The 19,756-nt window shown below is 58.1% G+C and carries 18 protein-coding genes and 1 pseudogene; 7 read left to right on the plus strand and 12 right to left on the minus strand.

Going from position 1 to position 19,756, the window contains the following annotated elements:
- Nucleotides 1-19 precede the first annotated feature (19 nt).
- Complete coding sequence (locus ACQZ5N_RS19025) at nucleotides 20-1,180, plus strand: LysR family transcriptional regulator (RefSeq protein ID WP_448733786.1); 1,161 nt, start codon at nucleotides 20-22, stop codon at nucleotides 1,178-1,180.
- Here the strand turns inward: ACQZ5N_RS19025 and ACQZ5N_RS19030 are convergent.
- The 4 genes from ACQZ5N_RS19030 to ACQZ5N_RS19045 form a co-directional block, all read right to left on the minus strand.
- Entirely contained in the window at nucleotides 1,177-2,061 is an 885-nt protein-coding gene (locus tag ACQZ5N_RS19030; RefSeq protein WP_425644492.1) for an NAD(P)-dependent oxidoreductase, read from the minus strand. The genes ACQZ5N_RS19025 and ACQZ5N_RS19030 overlap by 4 nt on opposite strands.
- An 85-nt stretch (nucleotides 2,062-2,146) precedes the next feature.
- Nucleotides 2,147-3,451 carry a TRAP transporter large permease gene (locus ACQZ5N_RS19035; RefSeq protein ID WP_425644493.1) on the minus strand — a complete coding sequence of 435 codons (1,305 nt, stop codon included), beginning with the start codon at nucleotides 3,449-3,451 and terminating at the stop codon, nucleotides 2,147-2,149.
- Nucleotides 3,451-3,951, minus strand: coding sequence for a TRAP transporter small permease (locus ACQZ5N_RS19040; RefSeq protein ID WP_425644494.1), 501 nt, complete (start codon nucleotides 3,949-3,951; stop codon nucleotides 3,451-3,453). The genes ACQZ5N_RS19035 and ACQZ5N_RS19040 overlap by 1 nt, the downstream gene beginning before the upstream one ends.
- Nucleotides 3,952-3,953: 2 nt before the next feature.
- Nucleotides 3,954-4,925 carry a TRAP transporter substrate-binding protein gene (locus ACQZ5N_RS19045; protein ID WP_448733787.1) on the minus strand — a complete coding sequence of 324 codons (972 nt, stop codon included), beginning with the start codon at nucleotides 4,923-4,925 and terminating at the stop codon, nucleotides 3,954-3,956.
- Nucleotides 4,926-5,309: 384 nt separating this feature from the next.
- On the opposite strand from ACQZ5N_RS19045, the gene ACQZ5N_RS19050 reads away from it, so the two are divergent.
- Nucleotides 5,310-6,269: a VOC family protein gene (locus ACQZ5N_RS19050; RefSeq protein WP_425644498.1), complete on the plus strand. Its 960-nt coding sequence runs from the start codon at nucleotides 5,310-5,312 to the stop codon at nucleotides 6,267-6,269.
- 109 nt (nucleotides 6,270-6,378) lie between these two features.
- On the opposite strand, the gene ACQZ5N_RS19055 is transcribed toward ACQZ5N_RS19050, so the two are convergent.
- From ACQZ5N_RS19055 to ACQZ5N_RS19085, 7 genes are all read right to left on the minus strand, one after another.
- Nucleotides 6,379-7,392 carry an AbrB family transcriptional regulator gene (locus tag ACQZ5N_RS19055; RefSeq protein ID WP_448733788.1) on the minus strand — a complete coding sequence of 338 codons (1,014 nt, stop codon included), beginning with the start codon at nucleotides 7,390-7,392 and terminating at the stop codon, nucleotides 6,379-6,381.
- Nucleotides 7,393-7,445: 53 nt separating this feature from the next.
- The gene (locus tag ACQZ5N_RS19060) at nucleotides 7,446-7,916 is read right to left on the minus strand and encodes a tripartite tricarboxylate transporter TctB family protein (RefSeq protein WP_425644501.1); all 471 of its coding nucleotides are present in this window, start codon (nucleotides 7,914-7,916) and stop codon (nucleotides 7,446-7,448) included.
- Nucleotides 7,913-8,845 carry a tripartite tricarboxylate transporter substrate binding protein gene (locus tag ACQZ5N_RS19065; RefSeq protein ID WP_448733833.1) on the minus strand — a complete coding sequence of 311 codons (933 nt, stop codon included), beginning with the start codon at nucleotides 8,843-8,845 and terminating at the stop codon, nucleotides 7,913-7,915. The genes ACQZ5N_RS19060 and ACQZ5N_RS19065 overlap by 4 nt, the downstream gene beginning before the upstream one ends.
- A 125-nt stretch (nucleotides 8,846-8,970) precedes the next feature.
- The gene (locus ACQZ5N_RS19070; RefSeq protein ID WP_425644503.1) at nucleotides 8,971-10,467 is read right to left on the minus strand and encodes a tripartite tricarboxylate transporter permease; all 1,497 of its coding nucleotides are present in this window, start codon (nucleotides 10,465-10,467) and stop codon (nucleotides 8,971-8,973) included.
- A 203-nt stretch (nucleotides 10,468-10,670) separates the two neighbouring features.
- Nucleotides 10,671-11,558 (minus strand): amidohydrolase family protein, encoded by an 888-nt coding sequence (locus ACQZ5N_RS19075; protein ID WP_448733789.1) that lies wholly within the window; start codon nucleotides 11,556-11,558, stop codon nucleotides 10,671-10,673.
- Nucleotides 11,558-12,580, minus strand: coding sequence for an amidohydrolase family protein (locus tag ACQZ5N_RS19080; protein WP_448733790.1), 1,023 nt, complete (start codon nucleotides 12,578-12,580; stop codon nucleotides 11,558-11,560). The genes ACQZ5N_RS19075 and ACQZ5N_RS19080 overlap by 1 nt, the downstream gene beginning before the upstream one ends.
- 151 nt (nucleotides 12,581-12,731) lie before the next feature.
- Complete coding sequence (locus ACQZ5N_RS19085; protein ID WP_448733791.1) at nucleotides 12,732-13,979, minus strand: LysR substrate-binding domain-containing protein; 1,248 nt, start codon at nucleotides 13,977-13,979, stop codon at nucleotides 12,732-12,734.
- A 320-nt stretch (nucleotides 13,980-14,299) separates the two neighbouring features.
- Here ACQZ5N_RS19085 and dctA point away from each other — a divergent pair, with 320 nt between their 5' ends.
- From dctA to ACQZ5N_RS19110, 5 genes and pseudogenes are all read left to right on the plus strand, one after another.
- Entirely contained in the window at nucleotides 14,300-15,631 is a 1,332-nt protein-coding gene (dctA, locus tag ACQZ5N_RS19090; protein WP_448733792.1) for a C4-dicarboxylate transporter DctA, read from the plus strand.
- 41 nt (nucleotides 15,632-15,672) lie between these two features.
- Nucleotides 15,673-16,344, plus strand: coding sequence for a 4-carboxy-4-hydroxy-2-oxoadipate aldolase/oxaloacetate decarboxylase (locus ACQZ5N_RS19095; protein WP_448733793.1), 672 nt, complete (start codon nucleotides 15,673-15,675; stop codon nucleotides 16,342-16,344).
- Nucleotides 16,337-17,401: a 4-oxalomesaconate tautomerase gene (locus ACQZ5N_RS19100; RefSeq protein ID WP_448733794.1), complete on the plus strand. Its 1,065-nt coding sequence runs from the start codon at nucleotides 16,337-16,339 to the stop codon at nucleotides 17,399-17,401. The genes ACQZ5N_RS19095 and ACQZ5N_RS19100 overlap by 8 nt, the downstream gene beginning before the upstream one ends.
- Before the next feature lie 105 nt (nucleotides 17,402-17,506).
- Nucleotides 17,507-18,505 carry a Bug family tripartite tricarboxylate transporter substrate binding protein gene (locus tag ACQZ5N_RS19105; protein WP_448733795.1) on the plus strand — a complete coding sequence of 333 codons (999 nt, stop codon included), beginning with the start codon at nucleotides 17,507-17,509 and terminating at the stop codon, nucleotides 18,503-18,505.
- Between the two features lie 304 nt (nucleotides 18,506-18,809).
- Nucleotides 18,810-18,983 (plus strand): annotated as a pseudogene (locus ACQZ5N_RS19110) (transposase); the annotation flags it as partial.
- A 332-nt stretch (nucleotides 18,984-19,315) separates the two neighbouring features.
- Here the strand turns inward: ACQZ5N_RS19110 and ACQZ5N_RS19115 are convergent.
- Nucleotides 19,316-19,666: a MarR family transcriptional regulator gene (locus ACQZ5N_RS19115; RefSeq protein ID WP_448733796.1), complete on the minus strand. Its 351-nt coding sequence runs from the start codon at nucleotides 19,664-19,666 to the stop codon at nucleotides 19,316-19,318.
- Between the last annotated feature and the right edge of the window lie 90 nt (nucleotides 19,667-19,756).

A 19,756-nucleotide genomic window follows, 5' to 3' on the forward strand; every position in this document is an offset into this window, starting at 1 on the left:
GGGAAGAAGAGGAACGCTCATGCCTGCCAGTATTCGTCATCTGCGGATGTTCTTGGCACTGGGGCAGACCAATTCCGTTACGCGTGCTGCGGACGTCAACCACGTCTCGCAGCCTGCCGTCACCCAAGCGATTGCCAAACTCACCCGTGAAAGCGGGCATGTCCTGCTGCAACGCAGCCCGCAAGGCCTGTTTCTCACCGATGCTGGAACGCTGCTGCACTACCGCGCCGATCGCGCGTTGCGCATTCTCGACAATGCAATGTCAGACATGGATCGTGCGATCCGCATCCAGGCAACGTGGCAGCAACTCGCCGCGCTGATCGCGGTGACCGAAACCGAGAATTTCACACTTGCGGCGCACCAGCTGGACCTTGCCCAGCCGACTGTCCATCGCGCCACCACGATGCTGGAAGCGGCGGCAGGCACTACGTTCTTTCAGCGGACCGCGCACGGCTTGATTTCGACACGCGCCGCGCTTCAGTTGGCCCAGGCTGCACGCCTCGCACTGGCGGAAATTGACCAGGCTGATGCCGATCTGGCGGCTCTCGATGGTCGCGAAGTGGGTCGCATCGTGGTTGGAGCCCTGCCGCTGTCGCGCTCCGGCTGGCTTCCGCGCGCCATTCTGGCCTTTCGCGAGATCAGGCCCCGACTGTCGCTGCAGGTGATCGACGGCCGGTATGATGAACTGTTGCATGGTCTGCGCCGGGGCGAAATAGACATGGTGCTAGGAGCGTTACGGTTCCCAAGTCCAATCGATGATATCGAGCAGGAACGCTTGTTCGACGACGAGGTGGTCGTCGTGGCACGGCGCGATCACGCGTTGATGCACAACGGCGACCTCGATTTCGCGGAATTGGCATCGCATCCTTGGGTCATGCCCCGTCGCTCTACTCCATTGCGGCGCGTTCTCGACAGCTATTTCGCCACTCAGGCACCAACCAATGTCGTCGAAACATCATCAGTTATCATGATGCGGGAGATCCTGCGGCAGAGCGATCACCTCGGCGGGCTTTCGCGGATGCAGGCGGAGGTCGAGCTAGGCGTTCTTGGGATCCTGCCCGTGCGATTGCCCAATGCGATGCGGCCCATCGGCATTACAACCCGCGCCGGCTGGGAGCCGACTCGGGCCCAGAAGGAATTGCGGGACGTGTTGCGGCAAACGGCCGCCGAACTCGGTTAGCACTCTAAGCGTGATAGAATCGCGTCGGCGCGGTCGGGATAGTTTTCTTCTCCCGCCGGGAGGACGAGATCGCCGATGCGCTGCTGCCAGTCGGCGGTTGCGCTGGCCAGTCCGTTAGGCAAGCCAAGCTCGGAAAGGGTGGTGGCAACCTCGCGCATCTCGGCTGCGCGGCGCCTTCCGTGCACCATCATGCGCTCCAGATTGTAGGCGGCTTGGCGCGGCCAGTCGATATTCGGGTTGGACGCCTGCAGCGAGGCAAGGACGCGATCGTCAATCCCGGCACGCCGGGCCGCCAACAGGCATTCTGCCGTCAATGCTTCCATGCCCTTGATCATCACCGAGCGTATCATCTTGATGGACGACGCCTCGCCGACTTCAGGCCCGGAAACGCGCGCTTCCATGCCAAGGCCGGTCAGAACGGCAAGTGCTGGATCGGCGTGAGGGCCCGCCAGCAGTAACGGCGTGCGATGCAGTTTTGGATAAACTGGTGCCATGATGGCGACATCCACATATCTTCCGCCGGCAGAACCGATGATCTTGGCGGCACGGCGTTTGGCGCCCGGCGAGCAGCTGTTGCCGTCAAGCCAAAGTGCATCCGTCTTGAGGTATGGAGCAGCCTGTTCTGCAGCCAGCACTGCACGGTCGGCAGTCACGAGGCAGAAGACGAGATCGACATCCTGCAACGCGGCTGCCCGATCGGCCGCCAGAACGACCCCTGTCGCCTTGGCCCGTTTGGTCGGCTTTGCCGATGCGTCGGCGTGCAGGCACAATTCGTCAAAAGCCTTCAAACCGGAAGAAATTTCCGCTCCCCAGCCTTTCGAGAAGGCTTCCGCCGCCTCGCCAAATCCGATGAAGGCGATCTTCGGGTGACGTTCTGTCATTGTCATTCCTCGTGTTGTCATGCGTCGTGTGAGAACAGCAGTTGAATGTTGCGACAACTGATAGGCCGCCTGGGATATTCCGCCCTTACCCGAACATCGTATTTGGTATGACAAGGGCGATCTGCGGAAAAAGGATGATCAACAGCAGGCCGATGATCATCGCAAACAGGAACGGCATGACGCCGCTGAATACGGTTTTCAGCGGGACGTCGCCAGCCACGCCCCTGACAACGAACACATTCAATCCGACCGGCGGCGTGATCATTCCCATTTCCACGACAACCACCGCAACCACTCCGAACCAAATCGGATCAAAACCAAGCGCGGTAATGACAGGAAAGACTATCGGAACCGAGATCACCAGCATCGACAGGCCGTCCATGAACATACCCATAATGACGTAGGCGATAATGATCGCGAAGAGCGTTCCGTAAGGCCCGAGTCCGAGCCCTTGGAGCCCGTCGCCTAGAAGCGCCGGGATCTGCGTGACAGCGAAGAATGGATTGAGAACGTTGGCGCCAATAACGATCATGTACAGCATGGCGGTGGTTTTCAGCGTGTCCATCACCGCCGCCGCAAATCCGGCACGGTTCAGCTTGCGCCCGGCCAGGGCGAGGATGATGACGAGCGCCGCACCGATGCCGGAGGCTTCGACAGGCGTGAAGGCTCCGATATAAATGCCCCCGATGGTCAGCACCATCACGGCCATCAACGGCCCCGCCTGCGTCAAGGTGGCAAAACGTTGCCGAAGCGGAACATTAGGGCCCGCGGGCGCCTGATCCGGCTTGCGAAGAGCGACCAGCCAGACAGTCAGCATGAAGAGGACCATCAACAGCAGTCCCGGCAGGATGCCTGCCATGAACAGGCGTCCGATCGACTGCTCAGTCAGGATTGCGTAGAGAACGAAACCCGTCGAGGGCGGGATCAGAAAGCCCAATGTGCCGCCTGCGGCAACGGCACCTGTGGCAAGACCGTCGGCATAACCAAGCCGCTTCATTTCCGGCAGGGCCACTTTACCGATCGTCACCGCCGTTGCGACCGATGATCCTGAGACGGCGGAGAAGGCGGCGCAGCCCAAGACTGAGGCGGATGCCAAGCCCCCGCGGAAATGGCCGACCCAAGCAAAAGCTGCATCATAAAGACCGCGCGAAAATCCCGCCGCCGATGCGATGTTACCCAAGAGAACGAACATCGGCACGACGATTAGCGTTTCGCTGGCCACGGCCGAATAGCTTTCCGTCAGCATTAGCGCGCCCGCGGTGCGCAGCCCTTCGAGTGCCCACATTCCGAAGAAGCCGGAAAGCAGCATGGCGAACGCCACCGGGGTGCGAAAAATCATCAGGATGAACAGGCAGAAGATGCCTAGAAGGCCAATTGTGGTCGGTGACATCATCGGCCTCCTGCACGGATAGCCGTCGCGCACTGCGCCGCCATGACGATGACGCACAATGCGATGCCGACTGCGAGAACGCCGTAGAATGGCCAGATCGGAAGGTTGAGCATATTGGTCGTATCACTGAACTCGCGAGCGTCCAGCGCCTTGAGAATGGCACGTTGTACGAGAACGGAGAGGACAAAACCGGAAAGCAGGCGCGAACCGATATCTCCCACCAGCCGACCGAGACGTCCGATGGCGTTGTCAAAGACGTCGACGCCGACATGGCCGCCTTGCGACGTGCAGTAGGGCAACGCTGCCATGACCAGCGTCAACGCGGCCAGTTGGTTAATTTCGTTAAGGCCGAGAACTGGTATGTTGAATGCATACCGCAAAATGACGCCGACCGAGATGAGGATGACCAGAAACAGCATGGCCGCGGCGGCGATGACGGCCAGCCAGACCGTCACCCGTTCAAGCCAGCTTTGTGCTGGCAGGGTTGCATCACAAGACATATTCATTTCGCCTTCAGAGCATCCGCGACGTTTTGCGCGCCTTCGGTTTCCTTGATAGCCGCAGCGGTGACCTTTTCGGCTGCCGCGTTGAACGGCGCCGCCTGCGCTTCGGTCAACGTTATGACCTCTTTGCTCGGCAGCGCGGCAAAATCAGCAAAACCTTTTTCCGCGACGCTCAGCTGGACTTTCTGCCCATCGAGCGAAACCTGCTTTCCGGCTTCGTCGATGACCTTTTGCTGTTCCGGCTTAAGTGCAGCATAGGCGTCACGGTTCATGAGAATGAAGAACGGGGAGTTGGTGGTCTTCATTCCCTTGGTGATGAAGTTGGCGACTTCGCCAAGTTTGAAAGCGTTTACCGCCGTGCCGTCGATCATCGCACCGTCGATTACCCCGGTCTGCAGAGAGTTATAGATTTCCGACACAGGCATCGAGACTGGTGTACCGCCCCATGCTTCGACCAGAAGGCCGGTATTGCGGGAGGGAACGCGGATTTTCATCCCCTTGAGGTCGTCCAATGCACGCACCGGCTTCGACCGGGTGAAGAGAACATTGTCTGCACTGGACCACATGCCGACCAGCTTCACGCGGCGGTATTCTTTGGCAAACAGATCGAGGTGAGCCAGAAGAGTCTGCGTGCCGTCCTTTTCAGTCAGGACGCCAGGTAGTTCCGCGGTGAGCGTCAAAGGGAATTGCGATGCCGTATATCCGGGCAGCGAGATTGCAAACTCTGCCACGCCATCGACAACGCGAGAATACTGCTCGACCGGACCTGCACCCAGTTCACCGCCGTTATAAAGTTTGACCGTCACCTCTCCTGAGGTGCCCTGTGACACGGCCTCTGCAAAGGGCTCGAACGCGCGTGACACATAGGGGTGCGTCGGTGCCATGTAGTTGGCGAATTTCAATTCCGAACCAAAAGCGGATGTCGACATCAGCAACAGCGCTACGGACGCGAACTTTGATAAAATTTTCATATAGTCCTCCAGATCCAAAGGCCTCCCGCCTCCTCTCTTTGAATAAGGTGGCTTTCACTCACAGCCCAATTCGAACACGATGCGTATTCATAAGTTTCTGCTATAGAATGTAATCGGAAACAGACATTGTCTGGACGCGTATTCGCAGGCATGTTCGAACGTGAAATAGCTTTTTCTTATAGAAATAATGTTATTTCGATTTGCCTTTTAGTCGTGCCAGCGATCAGATCCCACACTCGAGCGAAGGGAGGAAATATTCGCTATGACACCAGTGACTCATTCAACTTCCATTACCCAGCCATCGAACGAGACATCCGGAGGCACGTGCTTGGATGGACGTGCGCGCGCCGCAGTAGATCGCCTCATTTATGGCGCAGGTGTCCGATGAGCGAGATGGCCTATCATGACATCGCCCATCTCGGTCATGTCGAGATGCTTACCGACCGTTTCGACGAAAGCCTGGACTTCTTCACGCGAATCTACGGCCTGAAGCTTTCAGGGCAAGACGAGACCAGTGCTTATCTGCGGGCTTGGGACGATTACGAAAACTGCACCCTGAAGCTGACGCGGTCACATACAACTGGTGTTGGCCATATCGCCTATCGCGCCTCCAGCCCCGAAGCGCTCGAACGGCGCGTGCAAGCCATAGAGGCGTCGGGTTATCATGTGCTTGGCTGGGTCGAGGGAGATTCTAGCCACGGCCGTGCTTTCCGCTTCGAAGATCCTTTCGGGCATGTCTTCGAGATTTACTACGATACCAATTGGTATGCGCCGCAGATCGAGGCCGAACGCAGTGCTCTGAAGAACACCGCAAGCGCGTTCACCGGTGCTGCTCCGCGCCGGCTTGACCATCTTAATCTGTTGTCCTCCGATGTAAGCGAGTTCAGAAGCTTCATGGAAACCTGCTTCGGCGCTCGCGTCACCGAGTTCATTCAGCTCGACAACGGCCGTATCGGCGGCGCCTGGTTCACCGTCAACAACAAGACCTATGATCTGGCCTGCACGGAGGAACACGGCGGCGGGGTGGGAAGGCTCCACCATGTGACTTATGCCACGGATCAGCGCGAGGACATCCTGCGCGCCGCGGACATCTTTCTACAAAACGGAGTGCATATCGAAACGGGGCCGCACAAGCACGCCATTCAAGGAACGTTCTTTCTTTATGTGTGGGAGCCTGCCGGTAACCGTGTGGAACTCGCCAACTCCGGCGCGCGGCTTATTCTTGCTCCCGATTGGCGGCCAATCAAGTGGACCGAGGCGGACCGCAAAAGGGGCCAGGCATGGGGTCTTAAGACGATAGAGACCTTTCACAGCCATGGCACGCCGCCGATTGCAAGAGATTGAGTGAAATACGAAGCCCGGCGGCCGACATGGCCGCGGGCGCAGGTCCTATATCTCGATGAGGCAGTCTACGCAACGGGTTACGAGCACGCCTTCGATAGCCGGCCACCGGTTATCCGAAGCGCTCCGTCCAGCGGATCAGCGGCCGCGCTAGCGGCATTAGCAGAAATATCCGCACGACCTGCGCCGCGGTCACGACAGGGACGCTTTGATGAAGGAACTGGGCCGTCAGCGCCATTTCGGTGACGCCGCCTGGCGCGATACCGAGAACTGCGCTGCGCCAGTCGAGCGGGGTGAACCGGGCCAGAATGGCGGCAGACCCACATGTTAGCAATAGCAGGCACAATGTTCCCACCAGCGATATGGTAAGTTCCCTGCCTGCGCCGCGCAGAAGGCTAGCCTGGAATGTCGAGCCCAACCATGCGCCGAGAACCATCTGCGCGGTTGCAAGTATCAGGTGAGGATAATGCGGCAGGATGATACCAGTGGCCGTCAAGGAGGCGGCGATCGTCAAAGGCCCAAGGAAAAAAGGATTTGCCCACTTCAAATGCTTGAACAGTAGGCCGCCTGCCAGTCCGATCAACGGCAGGGTAAGCAGCCATGGGTCAAGGAATGCCGTGGCTGTCCCGACGCCCGCAACCAATCCTCTGCTGGCGCCATCTATCAAATAAAGAAGGGAGGGGATAACGACCACGACCGCGGCGATGCGTAGTGACTGCGCGATCACGACAGGCGCGGCGGGTTGACCGACGCTTTCGGCGATGATGGCAGCTTCCACCGGAGCCAGCGGAAACGTCGCCAATACCATTCGCGATAGCCGTACGCCCGCGAGCCTCGCTTGAATGAAGGCGACGACCAGCGAGAAGCCGGTGGTCATTGCCGCCATGCCGACAAGAAGCGGCAGAAGGTCGAGCACGATGGCCAGCGCATCGCCGGTGAAGGAAAGTCCGACGGCGGTTGACACCACCGCCTGCCCGAAGGGGCGAGTGCGGACCGGAAGCGGGCGCTGGATCACTCCTCGAAGGGAAAGGCCCGCCGTCATCAACAGCGGGCCGATCATCCATGGTAGAGGCAGGTGCAAAGTCGAACAAATCCAGCCCGCTAGCGCCGCCAGCGGATAGATCATAAGCAGCCGCCACCAGCCATGTCCATGTGGCTGACCTGTGCCGGACGGCTGTGTCATGGCATCGGAAGCCCGAGCAGCTTTCCGAACAGGAGCACCGCGATCAACCACAGTCCAAGCCCGGTTGCCCCGGCTCGCAGGAGCCGGCGCTGGCCGGGAAAGAGCAGTGTCACAAGTCCGGAGGCCGCAGCAATCGACAGCGGCAGTCCAATCCAGTTGACGCCCGCTAGGCAGATGGCGAAGATCAGGAAAGCGGCCAATGCCCTGTGCGCTCTCGAAAAATCGCCTTGCTCCTCAGCGAAAGCTCCTCGCATGGTGGTGACGAGATAGGCTAGGGAACAGATCGTTCCGAAGATGCCGACCTGAACCGGTAGGGCACCGGGTCCGGTATCACCGGTGGAATGGCCGGCTGGCAAGGCCAACGCCATCATCAGGAATGCGACGCAACCGGCAAGGCAAGCGATGCCGGCGATGAGGTCGCTGACCGGGAAAACCCGGCCAGCTTGCTTGATATCTCGATCGCTCATTTCACAAATCCGGCTGATTTGAGGAACTCAGCCTGCTCGGTCAGGTCCTTTTTGACGCGGCTGGTGAACTCTTCCTCGCTCCAGTTCGGGCTGTCCTGGAACTGTTCTTCCTGGAATTTCTGCCACTCAGGGGACGCGGTTACCTTGTCTATCGCGATCTGGATCGAGGCGACGACGTCGTCCGGCGTGCCCGCCTTGACGGCGATGCCGCGCCAGATTGATCCCTCGAGATCAAAGCCCTGCTCCTTGAATGTGGGGGCATCGGGAAGGAAGGGCGACCGTTCGGGGGTGCTGACGCCGAGAAGTCGGATTTCACCGCTCTTCACCTGCGATAGTCCCGTGGACGGCGTCATCATCGCCGCATCGATATGCTTGCCGAGCAGCGCCAGCGTCACTTTGCCCGAGGCGTCATGCGGGATCCATCCGCTTTCAAAGCCCCCCTGTTTCATCATCTGATAGAGCATGTACTGGTGGAAGCCACCGGACGAATGGCCACCCACTTTCATGCCGTTCGGATGATCCTTCATGTATTTGACGAATTCCTCGACGTTCTTGTAGGGGCTGGTGCTCAGCACGGCGAGGGAAGACGGTTCTGACTGCATGGCGCGCAGTAGCCTCAGATCCTCAACCTTGAACGGGATCAGGCCCTGCGCGATGCCGAAGGTCAAGGTGCCGGTCAGCACCAGGATGTTGTAGCCGTCGGCCGGTTGCGTAACGATCTGCGACAGACCGACTGCACCGCTTCCGCCGGCACGGTTATCGACCTTCACGGTCCAGCCGCTTTCCTTTTCCAGCAGTTCCGCAAGTTTGCGGCCATAGGTATCCAGTGCCCCACCGGCGCCTGACCAGACCACCAGGGTCACGGCCTTGGTCGGAAAGTCGGCCGCTGCCGCAGGGCGAGGCATTGCGACGCCTGTGACCGTCGCCATGCAAAGGGCGGCAATGGTGGAGCGAACCAGTTGCCTCAGGCCTCGGGATTTGCTCATGGACATGGTAGTGCTGTGCATCGTTTCTCTCTCCCTGAAATGATAGCTGGATGTGTGGATGGTATGGCTCAGGCCGGATCGACGGCCACAACGCGTCGTGAGGACCAGACGCGATAGACCGGCACCGTCAGGCTCACTGCACTGAGGATCAGGAACAGCACACTGATTGGGTCGGTCAGGAAGATCATGTAGCTTCCCTGTGATGACACGAGCGCCGTGCGATAGTTGGATTCAATCAGGTAGCCGAGGACCATCGCCAGGATGACGGGTGCCACCGGGAAGCTGAGCTTCTTCATAAGATAGCCGAGAAGACCGAAGCCGAGCGTCATCCAGACGTCGAACATCAGGTTGCGGATGGCGAAGGAGCCGAGTACGGCGAAGGCGAGAATGCCGGCGGCGATCACTCCGGTCGGCAGCAACAGTGTACGGGCCATTATCGGGAGGAAGAGCGACCCGACGAGATACTGTACCAGCGATGCAATGATGACGCCGAAGAGGATGGAATACACCAGCGCGGGTGATTCAGTGAACAGCTGCGGGCCGGGATGCAGTCCATGCATGATGAGGGCGCCCATCATAATAGCGGTTGTCGGCGATCCTGGCACACCCAATGACAAGAGCGGGACGAGAGCGCCACCGACCGTTGCATTGTTGGAGGCTTCGGGGGCCGCGATACCGTTAGCGGCGCCCTTGCCGTATTCCTGCGGATTCTTGTCGCGGGCACGGGCATAATCCCGGGCGACCCAGCATGCGATGTTGCCGCCGACGCCGGGTAGAATGCCCAGCAAAGTACCGATGACCGAACCGGACACCATTGATCGCCACGTTTCCTTGAGCAACGCGACCGACATGAAGACGTGACCGACACGGCTTTCACCCATTTCGGTGCGCCGCGCCTGCTTTTCGGCAAGGGCGATGGCTTCGGACACAGCAAAAAGCCCGATCAATGCGGCGAGGAACGGAACGCCCTCGTAGAGCTCGAATTGGCCGAAGGTGAAACGCGGCGTGCCGGCAATAGGATCGATGCCAACAGTGGCCAGCGCGAGGCCGAGGACGGCGCCGAGGAGGCCCTTGACCAGCGAGCCGCCGGAAAGGGCTGCCACCGACGTAAGGCCGAACAGGCCGACAGCAAAATAGCCTGCTGGGCCGAACTGCAATGCGAGCTTCGCCAATGGCATAGCCAGAAGCAGTAGTGCGAGCCCCCCGAGAATCCCGCCAACCGTGGACGCGGTCAAGGAGATCGAGATTGCCTCATTAGCCCGCCCCTTCTGCGCCATCGCATACCCATCTATGGCAGTCGCGGCGGCGGCGGCCGTCCCGGGCGTTGACAGAAGAATAGCACTGATCGACCCGCCATATTCGGCGGAGGTGTAAAGGGAAATCATCAGCAGCATGCTGAGCTCGGGAGACATGTTGTAGGTGAAAGGGATCAGCAGACTCAGGCCGATTGATGGACCAAGGCCCGGCAGGGCGCCGATGACGATCCCTAGTACCGCCCCGATTAGCAAAGCTGCGATGCCTGATAGGCTAAAGATCACAGCCAACGACTGGATTATGCCGTCCATTCATTTTCCTCCCGATTGACCAAATCGGGGCGCCACTCCTCAGGCATCCCAATCAGTCACTTGTTCTTCTGCCCGAATGTCGTTTTGGACAATTCATAACAGTAAGTTTTTATATAAGTTTATGCTATTGTGGCCTGAGGGCCGAGTTCATGGATGCACCGCGCGGCCTCGCAGAATGCCACTCAGCATCCTGGTGCCAACATTCAGGGCCAGTAGATGCGCATAGGATTATCGACCAACAGTTTTTGCTGGAGGTTTTCCGTTTGTGCGATCTGCGGGATGAAGTCTACGAGATGGCCGTCATCGGGGATGTGCGATGTCATGTTGGGGTGTGGCCAGTCTGTTCCCCACAAAACGCGATCGGGAAACTGCTCCACGAGCGTACGCGCGAAAGGCGCCACATCTTCATAGCCCGGACCGCCGATCTTCGACAGACGTTCGGGGCAAGTGACCTTGCTGATGATGTTTTCGTGTTCCGTCATAAGTCGGATGAAACGGCCGAATTCCGGGCCGCTTGCTGGCTGCGTCACATCTGGGCGACCCATGTGATCGACCACGACGGTCGTCGGCAGCGACGTGAAGAAATCCCAACGCTCCTCAAGATCAGCCGCTTCAAAATAGACGACGACGTGCCAGCCGAGCGGCGCAATGCGGTCGATGATGGCATGATAATAGGCGTCCGGCTTTGGGTCGACCAGACGGCGCACGAAGTTGAAGCGGACGCCGCGGACGCCGGCTTCGTGCAACTCGGAAAGTTCGTCTGCAGATACCGTGTCGCGCACCGTCGCCACACCACGGGCCTTGTCATCGGAGGCGCGCAATGCGTCAACCAAGGCCCGATTGTCGGCGCCGTGGCAGGTGGCCTGAACGATAACATTGCGTTCGAAACCAAGATAATCGCGAAGAGCGAACAGCTTGGCCTTGCCGGCATCGCACGGCGTGTATTTGCGCTCCGGCGCGAAGGGGAATTCATCGCCAGGGCCAAAAACATGGCAATGGGCATCGACTGCGCCGGCCGGAGGGCGATAGCCGGGCTTGCTCGGTTCGGGATCAAAGCACAGCCAGTTCGGATCCATCTGAAATTTCGGCATTACAACCCCCTCGACTTGAGCTGGGCGTCGAGCCGCGGATAGACCCGACGGGCGTTCAACTCGAAGACTTTCTGTTTGTCGGCGTCGGAAATCTGCAGTGCGTCGACATAACGTTTGGTGTCATCGAAATAATGCCCGGTCTGCGGATCAATTCCGCGTACCGCGCCCACCATTTCCGAACCGAACAGGATGTTGTCGATATCGATGACCTCGAAAAGGAGATCAATGCCCGGCTGATGATAAACGCAAGTATCGAAGAAGACGTTCTTCATGACATGCTGGTCAAGCGGCGGGCGCTTGAGCATGTCCGCCAGCCCCCTATAGCGTCCCCAATGATATGGTACAGCGCCACCCCCGTGAGGAATGATCAAACGCAAATCCGGAAAGTCTTTGAACAGGTCGCCTTCAAGAAACTGCATGAAAGCAATCGTGTCGGCAGCTATATAATAAGCGCCCGTCGCGTGCATGGCACAATTGCAGCTACCCGAGACATGGATCATCGCTGGTACGTCAAGTTCGACCATTTTTTCAAAAAACGGGTACCAGGCTCGGTCGGTTAGGGGAGGAGCGCTAAAGTGGCCACCCGATGGATCCGGATTGAGATTACAGCCAACAAAACCAAGCTCGGAAACACATCGCTCGAGCTCCTCGATAGAGGTTTCGATCGAAATGCCGGGTGTCTGCGGAAGCTGGCAGACGCCGGCAAATGTTTCGGGATAAAGGTCCACGACCCGCTTGATCAGATCATTGGAGCGGCGTGCCCAGACTTTCGCGGCCGCCTGGTCGCCGATATGCGGCGCCATTGCCGATGCACGCGGGGAAAAGATCGTCATGTCGGCGCCGCGTTCGCGCAGCAGCCGCAACTGGTTGGCCTCGATCGTATCGCGAATTTCGTCGTCGGATATGTTTGGGTAGCTCGGATCGATATCGCCACCGTTCTTGATGGCATTTTCCTGCTCGTCACGCCATTTTGTGTGGGCGGTAGGCGCGGTCGTATAATGGCCGTGGCAATCGATGATCATGGCGTCGGAAGACCTTCTGCACGTGCGAACGATCGGCAAAGCCGAACGCGTCGCAGATTTCAAAATGAACGTGGAAGGCGGGTCTCGCTATCATGCCTGGCGAGCGGCTCTCCTCCCAACTCGTAAACACGTTGTACCGAAGAGTAGTGTCTCAGGCATATCGAAACGGCTTCTTCTCCATTAGTTTTTCTGAAGTCCATGTTTGGCAAGTTGTCCTGAAGTCGGCGATGAACGCAGTCTGCAGTTGTGTCGGGCGCCAATCGCTGCGGGTAGTCAGGCCGATCTTGCGCTTCGACGAGAAGCTGCCACCCACTTCAACAAGCAGACCGGCACGTCGTTCGAAGACGAACTGGTCACGCGACATCAACGTCAGCCAATCATCATTCAGCATGAGGCCACGACCGATCGTCACCGAGTTGCTTTCGATATGGACCGATGGAGGCTCGAGTCCTTGTTCGCCGAAGATGGCTTCCCAGCGCGTCCGCATCGGTGCGCCGCCTGTCGCGATCACCCACGGAAAATTCCTCAAACTTGACAATGCCGGAGGTGCGTCGCCTGCTAGTGGATGGCCAGCACGCGCGACGATGACGAGGTCGTCGTCGAAGACGGCTTCCTGAACCACGTCCCCGACGGGTACTGGCTCACGAAGAGCACCGATAAGTACGTCCAACTGGCCATTGCGTAAGCCGGCAAGCAAATCGGTATAAGGTCCTTCAATGACATCAATCCGTGCGGCAGGATGCATGCGCGAAAAGAGCGATAGCGCGCGGGGAAGAAGAATTGCTTGCGCCATCGGCAAGGTGCCAATGGCAATGCGTCCCGCCCCCTCAAGTTGCAGTGCCGCCAGTTCGTCATATCCTGCATCGATTTCCGAGAAGGCCAGCCGCGCGAAGCGAAGCAGACTTGTGGCAGCGGGCGTGGGCTGAACCGTCTTGCCATGTCGGGCCAACAGCAGAATGCCGAGCAATTGCTCCAGTTCCCTCGCGGATCTGTGCAGGGCCGGCTCGGATAACCCCGTAAGTTTCGAAGCAAGTGCAAAGCTGCCAGTCTGGTCTACGGTCAGCAGAGACCGCAGTTGGCCAAAAGTGATACGACGCTCGATATTCGGCAATGCCGGCAACCGTGCCGATCTGCGCACGTTTTGTCCCCCGCGCACGATATAGGCGAGCGCGCGCTCTATGCGTATGCGCATCAAATCTCCCGCACGCGTCGGAGTGACGCCGCCGGGTTGCCGCTCAAATAGCACATGCCCGAGTTGCGCTTCGACCTTCGCCACCGCCTGCGTGATCGCTGGCTGCGACAGGTTGAGGGCGTGCGCGGCGGCGCTGATACTGCCCATCCGGGCGGCGGCTGCAACGGCCTCGAAATGCCGCAGATTTATGTCACGGGTCATATCCATCACTATACTTAACCAGAGCTTATGGCTTGGGTGCAAATCTATTTTGCCTTTTCCACCAGTCCATTCCTTAATTCACCCGTGGAGGAAGAGGAGGAACTCTGCCGAGGATCCGGTCGCTGACATTCTTTGATGTCGGTCTGCTCGCTACGCAGGACCCGTTCGGAGCAATTTTCTTCATCTCATGACGGCCGGCCCAGACACCCTGACAGTGGTTGATTCCGGTCCGGAAAGTGACATTGCACCGTCAGGTGCCGGGCGTTCCGCGCGACATTGCGTGTTGCTGAATGCCCAAGGAGGAAGAACATTTGACATATCCATCAATGAGCAATTCTGTGCCATCGGGTTCGGCTAGAAAGCGCAGCGGCGGCAACTTCGTGATTTTCGGCCAGCTCTGGTTTCAGGTTCTTGCCGGTACCGTGATAGGGATCCTGCTTGGCCATTTTGCGCCCGAGATCGCGATAGCGATGAAACCTTTCGGCGATGCGTTCATCAAGATGATCCGCATGATGATCGGGCCGATCATTTTCGTGACGGTCGTTCACGGCATTGCCGGCATGAATGATATGAAAAGCGTTGGTCGCGTTGCCCTGAAATCAATCCTCTATTTCGAGGCAATTACCACCCTTGCGCTTATTTTCGGCCTTGTTGCCGTCAATCTCTGGAAGCCGGGTGCCGGGATGAACATCGATCCGACAACGCTCAATGCCGACTCGATCAAGTCCTATGTTGCCACCGCCCATGACCAGTCCCTGACGGCCTATTTCATGGGCATCATCCCCGACAGTTTCGTCAGTGCCTTCACGGAGGGACATGTCCTGCAGGTTCTGTTCATATCCGTTCTCTTCGGAATTGCCCTTGCGGCGATCGGTGAAAAGGGCCAGCCCGTCTACAAGGTGATCGAAAGCGCCTCGCAGGGTCTTTTCAAAATCATCGGTTATATCATGTATTTCGCACCGCTCGGAGCCTTCGGCGCCATTGCCTTCACTATCGGGCAGTTCGGCACATCCTCGCTCTGGTCGCTCGGTTCGCTGATCATTGAGTTTTTCATCGTTTGCGCCCTGTTCACCGCGATCGTGTTCGGCGGCATCGCCTACTGGTGCGGTGTCAGCCTGTTTCGCTTGTTCAGCTATCTATGGGACGAAATCATCATCGTTGCCGCCACGACCTCGACTGAAACCGTGCTGCCGAGGCTAATCCAGAAAATGGGTAAGGCGGGCTGCGAGGAATCTGTCGTCGGGTTCGTCGTTCCAGCTGGGTACTCCTTCAACCTCGACGGGACATGTCTCTACCTCACCACGGTCGCGGTGTTTTTGGCGCAAGCCACCAACACGTCCCTAACGATCTGGCACGAACTAACGCTGATTGGTGTGCTGCTTCTTACATCAAAGGGAGCCGCTGGCGTGGCAGGAGCCGCCTTCGTAGTTCTGGCGGCAACCTTGAACACGACCGGCGCAATTCCCGTTGCAAGCATCGCGCTGATCCTCGGCATCCACCGCATCCTGGCCGAGGGGCTGACCTTTGTGAATTTGATCGGCAATGCGCTGGCCTCTGTCGTCATCGCCAAATGGGAAGGCAAACTCGATGAGAAGTTGCTTGCCGAAACCATCGGCACACGTCGCCTGCAACGGATCCACGGGGTGAGCGCAGCCTGAGCTTTGCCGCGACAAATGTTTATCTGAAAGGAAATTCAAATATGGGTATCGTCGTACAGAATTTCGAACGTGCCAAAGCCGACACCATTGCGGGACTCGGTGCCGCAGGCGTAGCCACCGTTCACGAGGCGCAAGGTCGCAAGGGTATGCTGGCAAGCTATATGCGGCCGATCTACACCGGTGCCCAGATCGCTGGATCGGCGGTGACGATTTCATCGCCCCCCGGTGACAACTGGATGCTGCACGTCGCGATCGAGCAACTGAAAGAAGGCGACATTCTCGTGCTGGCGCCGACTTCACCCTGCGACAACGGCTATTTCGGCGACCTGTTGGCGACATCGGCAATGGCGCGAGGCTGCAGAGGTCTGGTAATCGATGCCGGCGTCCGCGACATCCGTGACCTGACAGCGATGGGTTTTCCTGTCTGGTCGAAGGCAATTTCAGCGCAGGGTACGGTGAAGGAGACGCTCGGATCGGTCAATGTGCCGATCGTGTGCGCCAGCGCGCAGATAGAAGCAGGGGACATCATCGTCGCCGATGACGATGGCGTCTGCGTGGTACGGCGGAGCGAGGCTGATGAGGTTCTGGCCGCGGCCGAAAAACGCCTTGCCAACGAGGAGGCCAAGCGGGCCCGTCTCGCTGCAGGAGAGCTTGGACTGGACATCTACAACATGCGACCGACGCTCGAGCTGAAGGGCCTGAAATATGTATGAAGAGGGGATCCCCTGCCTGTGGATGCGCGGCGGAACTTCCAAAGGCGCCTATTTTCTGGCTGAGCATGTGCCAGCCAATCCTGGTGTTCGCGATGACCTTTTGCTGCGCATCATGGGCTCGCCGGATACGCGCCAGATTGACGGCATCGGCGGTGCCGACCCGCTGACGTCAAAGGTCGCCATTCTCTCGCCGTCGAGCCGTGACGATGCCGATGTAGATTACCTGTTCCTACAGGTTTTCGTCGATCAGGCGCTTGTCAGCGATGCCCAGGAATGCGGAAATATCCTCGCCGGGGTCGGTCCGGCGGCGATCGAGCGCGGACTGGTAGTGGCAAAGGGCGACCTGACGGAGGTCAGGATCCACATGGTCAACTCGGGAGAAGTCGCGGTTGCCAAGATCTCAACGCCCGGCGGCCGAGTGTCTTATACTGGTGATACAGAAATTGCCGGCGTCCCGGGCCATCATGCGACTGTCCCGTTGCTTTTCAAAAACACAGCGGGGGCAATGTGCGGATCGCTTCTGCCGACCGGTAACAGCGTGGATGTGATCGAGGGTGTAGAGGTGACGCTTATCGACAATGGCATGCCCTGCGTCGTCATGCGGGCGGCCGATTTTGGCCTCAGCGGCGACGAAAGTCGCGAAGACATCGATGCAAATGATGCGTTGAAGACGCGCATCGAAGCAATCCGTCTGCAAGCAGGGCCGCTGATGAACCTCGGTGATGTTACCAAGGCATCCGTTCCGAAAATGACCTTAGTATCTGCCGCCACGGATGGGGGCGCGATTTCGACGCGAAGTTTTATTCCGCATCGGGTGCACGCCTCCGTCGGCGTTCTTGCCGCCGTGACAGTGGCGACCGCCACCCGGCTTGCGGGAAGCCCCGCATCCGCCCTCGTCAATGTGCCGCCAGACGGCCGGTATCTGATCGAGCATCCAACCGGCGCGATGGAAGTATTCCTGGAGATCGATGCCGAGGGACAGGTCAGAGCGGCCGGGACAGTGCGCACGGCGCGCAAACTGTTCGACGGGCGAGTATTTCCTGCGCCGGCAAAATGAACTGGCATGGGTTGTAGCGTGCCCGGCTTGAGGAGGCCGGGAGAGCATCATCTCGTGGAACAAAAAGGTCAAAAGATGACACGCGTTCAACTGGGAGGAGTAGACATGAACCACTTTTTAGGAACGATTTCGCGTTACCTTCGTATCGGAAGGCTCGGCGCCCTGGCGCTGGCCCTGTCGTTGTCGGCGAGTGCCGCAGCGGCGCAGTCCTATCCAGAGCGTGATATTACGCTGGTTCTGCCGTTTGGCCCGGGGGGCATTGCAGACATTACCGCGCGTATTGTTGCCGACGCATTGGGCAAGGAGCTCGGGCGGAAGATCATCATCATGAACCAGCCGGGCGCTGGCGGCGCAACTGCAGCCCAAGCTGTACTCAACGCAGAACCGGACGGCTACACGCTCGCATTGTTTTCGAATGGCACGGCTATCAGCGTGCCACTGTTCAACAAGTTGCCGTTTGATCCGGTCTCTGAGTTTGTGCCAGTATCGAGCCTCGCCTATTTCGATTTTGTCTTCGTCACCAAGGCGGATGGCAAATTCAAAGCGCTTAACGACATCCTAGAGGCGGCCAAGGCTGAACCTGGAGCGCTGAATGTCGGAACCATCAACACCGGTAGCACTCAAAACCTCGCCGCCGAGTTATTTAAGTCGGCTGCCGGAATCGATTTCACCATCGTCCCGTACAAGGCAACTCCGGACTTGCAGGTTGCCCTGCTCGGTGGCGAAATCGATATGATTATAGACAGCCAGACAGCACTTCAGGCAGCACTGCAGAAGAACCAGGCGATCGCAATCGCATCCTCCGGCCCAAGAAGGTCTAGCTTGACCGGCGATGTACCAACGGTGATAGAGGCAGGAATTTCGGGTTTTGATGTAACGTCTTGGAACGCCATTTTTGCGCCCAAGGGTACGTCGGAAGAAGCTCGTACCGCGCTGAACAGGGCATTAACGTCAGTATTGGCGGATGAGGCTATCAAAAAGCGCTTCGCCGAACTTGGGGTCGAGGCTCGGTCGAGCAAGCCAGAGGAAATTGGAAATCGTCTCAACGAAGACATTGCAAAATGGAGTGCGGTGATCGAAAAGGCTGGAATTCCAAAGCAGTAACGTGACTGATGTAGTTCACCTGAACCGCTTTTAGCGACATCTGGAACGCGGTCAAGTGCAGGGGGCGGCGGGAACGTTGCCTTGCTGCTAAACAGACCGTCGGCCAACGCGCCAAAATTTTTCTTGGCGCGTGCGAAAATGGCGGAACTCGCTGGATTCTTGCGAGCGAACGCAACTAGAGGGCGGTGGTTGGCCTGCTGCCAGTTTTTTGGACACCGAGTTAAGGTGTTTCCAATGAAACTGGAGCGCATGAATGCAACGAAGGAAGTTCAGCCGCGAGTACAAGCTTGAGGCAGTGAAGTAGGTGCGAGAGCGCGGGGTCAGCATTGCACAGGCAGCCCGCGATCTGGATGTTCATGAGAATGTCCTACGCAAGTGGGTCAGGGAATACGGTACGGACCCGGCGCAGGCGTTTCCCGGTCACGGACAGGTGAAGCCCGAGCAGCTTGAGATCGAGGGGCTGCGTAAAGACGTCGCCTGTTGAGTTTCAGGTAATTTTGCGCCACTTTTTCATTTCGCGTTGTACCATCTAGTAGCAACTATGATGTTGATCGAACACATTTTCTCGCCGCGTAGGCGGATCCGTACGAAATGAAAAGTGGGTCAAATTCGTGCGATAATCAACACCGACGGTTCAGATCCCTTCAAGGCCATCATTTACTCCTTCTCGATTTTGCCGAGACCAAATGTGGTCAAGAGCCCAATCCTCCCCCTGAGAATAGCCGCCCTTGCTCGCGCTTTCGCAAGGGTTTGATTCGCCCCCACATCGGATTATATCGAAAAAACGTTAGTTTAATTGCGAAGGTGTATTCAGCTTTCGAAGGTGCTCAGCTTTTTCAGAAGGTCTTCGGATATCTCAAACTGACGTGCGGTTCCCCGCCCCATGGAATTCGTGCCCATGGTTTCATTCAGCATTCCCCGCTTGACGAGAAGATCGACGGTCTCCTTTGCACCGCTTCGCGTTAATCCGGTAATTTCAACGACATTGGAAAGGGTTAGCTTCTGGTGGCCCTGGCTCATCGTGTAAAGGATCGTCATCATGCCGATCTCTTTCAGCCGTGCCTGGGGCGTTTCGTCTTCCAGTGGATGATCGAGGATTTCGTGCAGGATAAGCCCCGAGAAGGCGAGATTGTGCAACTGCGTCTTGAGCGCTCTTGTCATGTTATTTAACTATGTTATATACGATAGTAAAATTGTGTTGCGCTCTTGCCGGACATTGTTGCCGTAGCGCGCTGTCGTTGTTCCGGAGGG

The sequence above is a fragment of the Agrobacterium sp. 22-221-1 genome, assembly GCF_053522445.1.

Excerpts from the sequence above, each read along its gene's own strand:
- ACQZ5N_RS19025 (WP_448733786.1), top strand. The coding sequence starts at position 20 with ATGCCTGCCAGTATTCGTCATCTGCGGATGTTCTTGGCACTGGGGCAG.
- ACQZ5N_RS19030 (WP_425644492.1), bottom strand. The coding sequence starts at position 2,061 with ATGACAGAACGTCACCCGAAGATCGCCTTCATCGGATTTGGCGAGGCG.
- ACQZ5N_RS19035 (WP_425644493.1), bottom strand. The coding sequence starts at position 3,451 with ATGTCACCGACCACAATTGGCCTTCTAGGCATCTTCTGCCTGTTCATC.
- ACQZ5N_RS19040 (WP_425644494.1), bottom strand. The coding sequence starts at position 3,951 with ATGTCTTGTGATGCAACCCTGCCAGCACAAAGCTGGCTTGAACGGGTG.
- ACQZ5N_RS19045 (WP_448733787.1), bottom strand. The coding sequence starts at position 4,925 with ATGAAAATTTTATCAAAGTTCGCGTCCGTAGCGCTGTTGCTGATGTCG.
- ACQZ5N_RS19050 (WP_425644498.1), top strand. The coding sequence starts at position 5,310 with ATGAGCGAGATGGCCTATCATGACATCGCCCATCTCGGTCATGTCGAG.
- ACQZ5N_RS19055 (WP_448733788.1), bottom strand. The coding sequence starts at position 7,392 with ATGATCTATCCGCTGGCGGCGCTAGCGGGCTGGATTTGTTCGACTTTG.
- ACQZ5N_RS19060 (WP_425644501.1), bottom strand. The coding sequence starts at position 7,916 with ATGAGCGATCGAGATATCAAGCAAGCTGGCCGGGTTTTCCCGGTCAGC.
- ACQZ5N_RS19065 (WP_448733833.1), bottom strand. The coding sequence starts at position 8,845 with ATGGCGACGGTCACAGGCGTCGCAATGCCTCGCCCTGCGGCAGCGGCC.
- ACQZ5N_RS19070 (WP_425644503.1), bottom strand. The coding sequence starts at position 10,467 with ATGGACGGCATAATCCAGTCGTTGGCTGTGATCTTTAGCCTATCAGGC.
- ACQZ5N_RS19075 (WP_448733789.1), bottom strand. The coding sequence starts at position 11,558 with ATGCCGAAATTTCAGATGGATCCGAACTGGCTGTGCTTTGATCCCGAA.
- ACQZ5N_RS19080 (WP_448733790.1), bottom strand. The coding sequence starts at position 12,580 with ATGATCATCGATTGCCACGGCCATTATACGACCGCGCCTACCGCCCAC.
- ACQZ5N_RS19085 (WP_448733791.1), bottom strand. The coding sequence starts at position 13,979 with ATGGATATGACCCGTGACATAAATCTGCGGCATTTCGAGGCCGTTGCA.
- dctA (WP_448733792.1), top strand. The coding sequence starts at position 14,300 with ATGAGCAATTCTGTGCCATCGGGTTCGGCTAGAAAGCGCAGCGGCGGC.
- ACQZ5N_RS19095 (WP_448733793.1), top strand. The coding sequence starts at position 15,673 with ATGGGTATCGTCGTACAGAATTTCGAACGTGCCAAAGCCGACACCATT.
- ACQZ5N_RS19100 (WP_448733794.1), top strand. The coding sequence starts at position 16,337 with ATGTATGAAGAGGGGATCCCCTGCCTGTGGATGCGCGGCGGAACTTCC.
- ACQZ5N_RS19105 (WP_448733795.1), top strand. The coding sequence starts at position 17,507 with ATGAACCACTTTTTAGGAACGATTTCGCGTTACCTTCGTATCGGAAGG.
- ACQZ5N_RS19115 (WP_448733796.1), bottom strand. The coding sequence starts at position 19,666 with ATGACAAGAGCGCTCAAGACGCAGTTGCACAATCTCGCCTTCTCGGGG.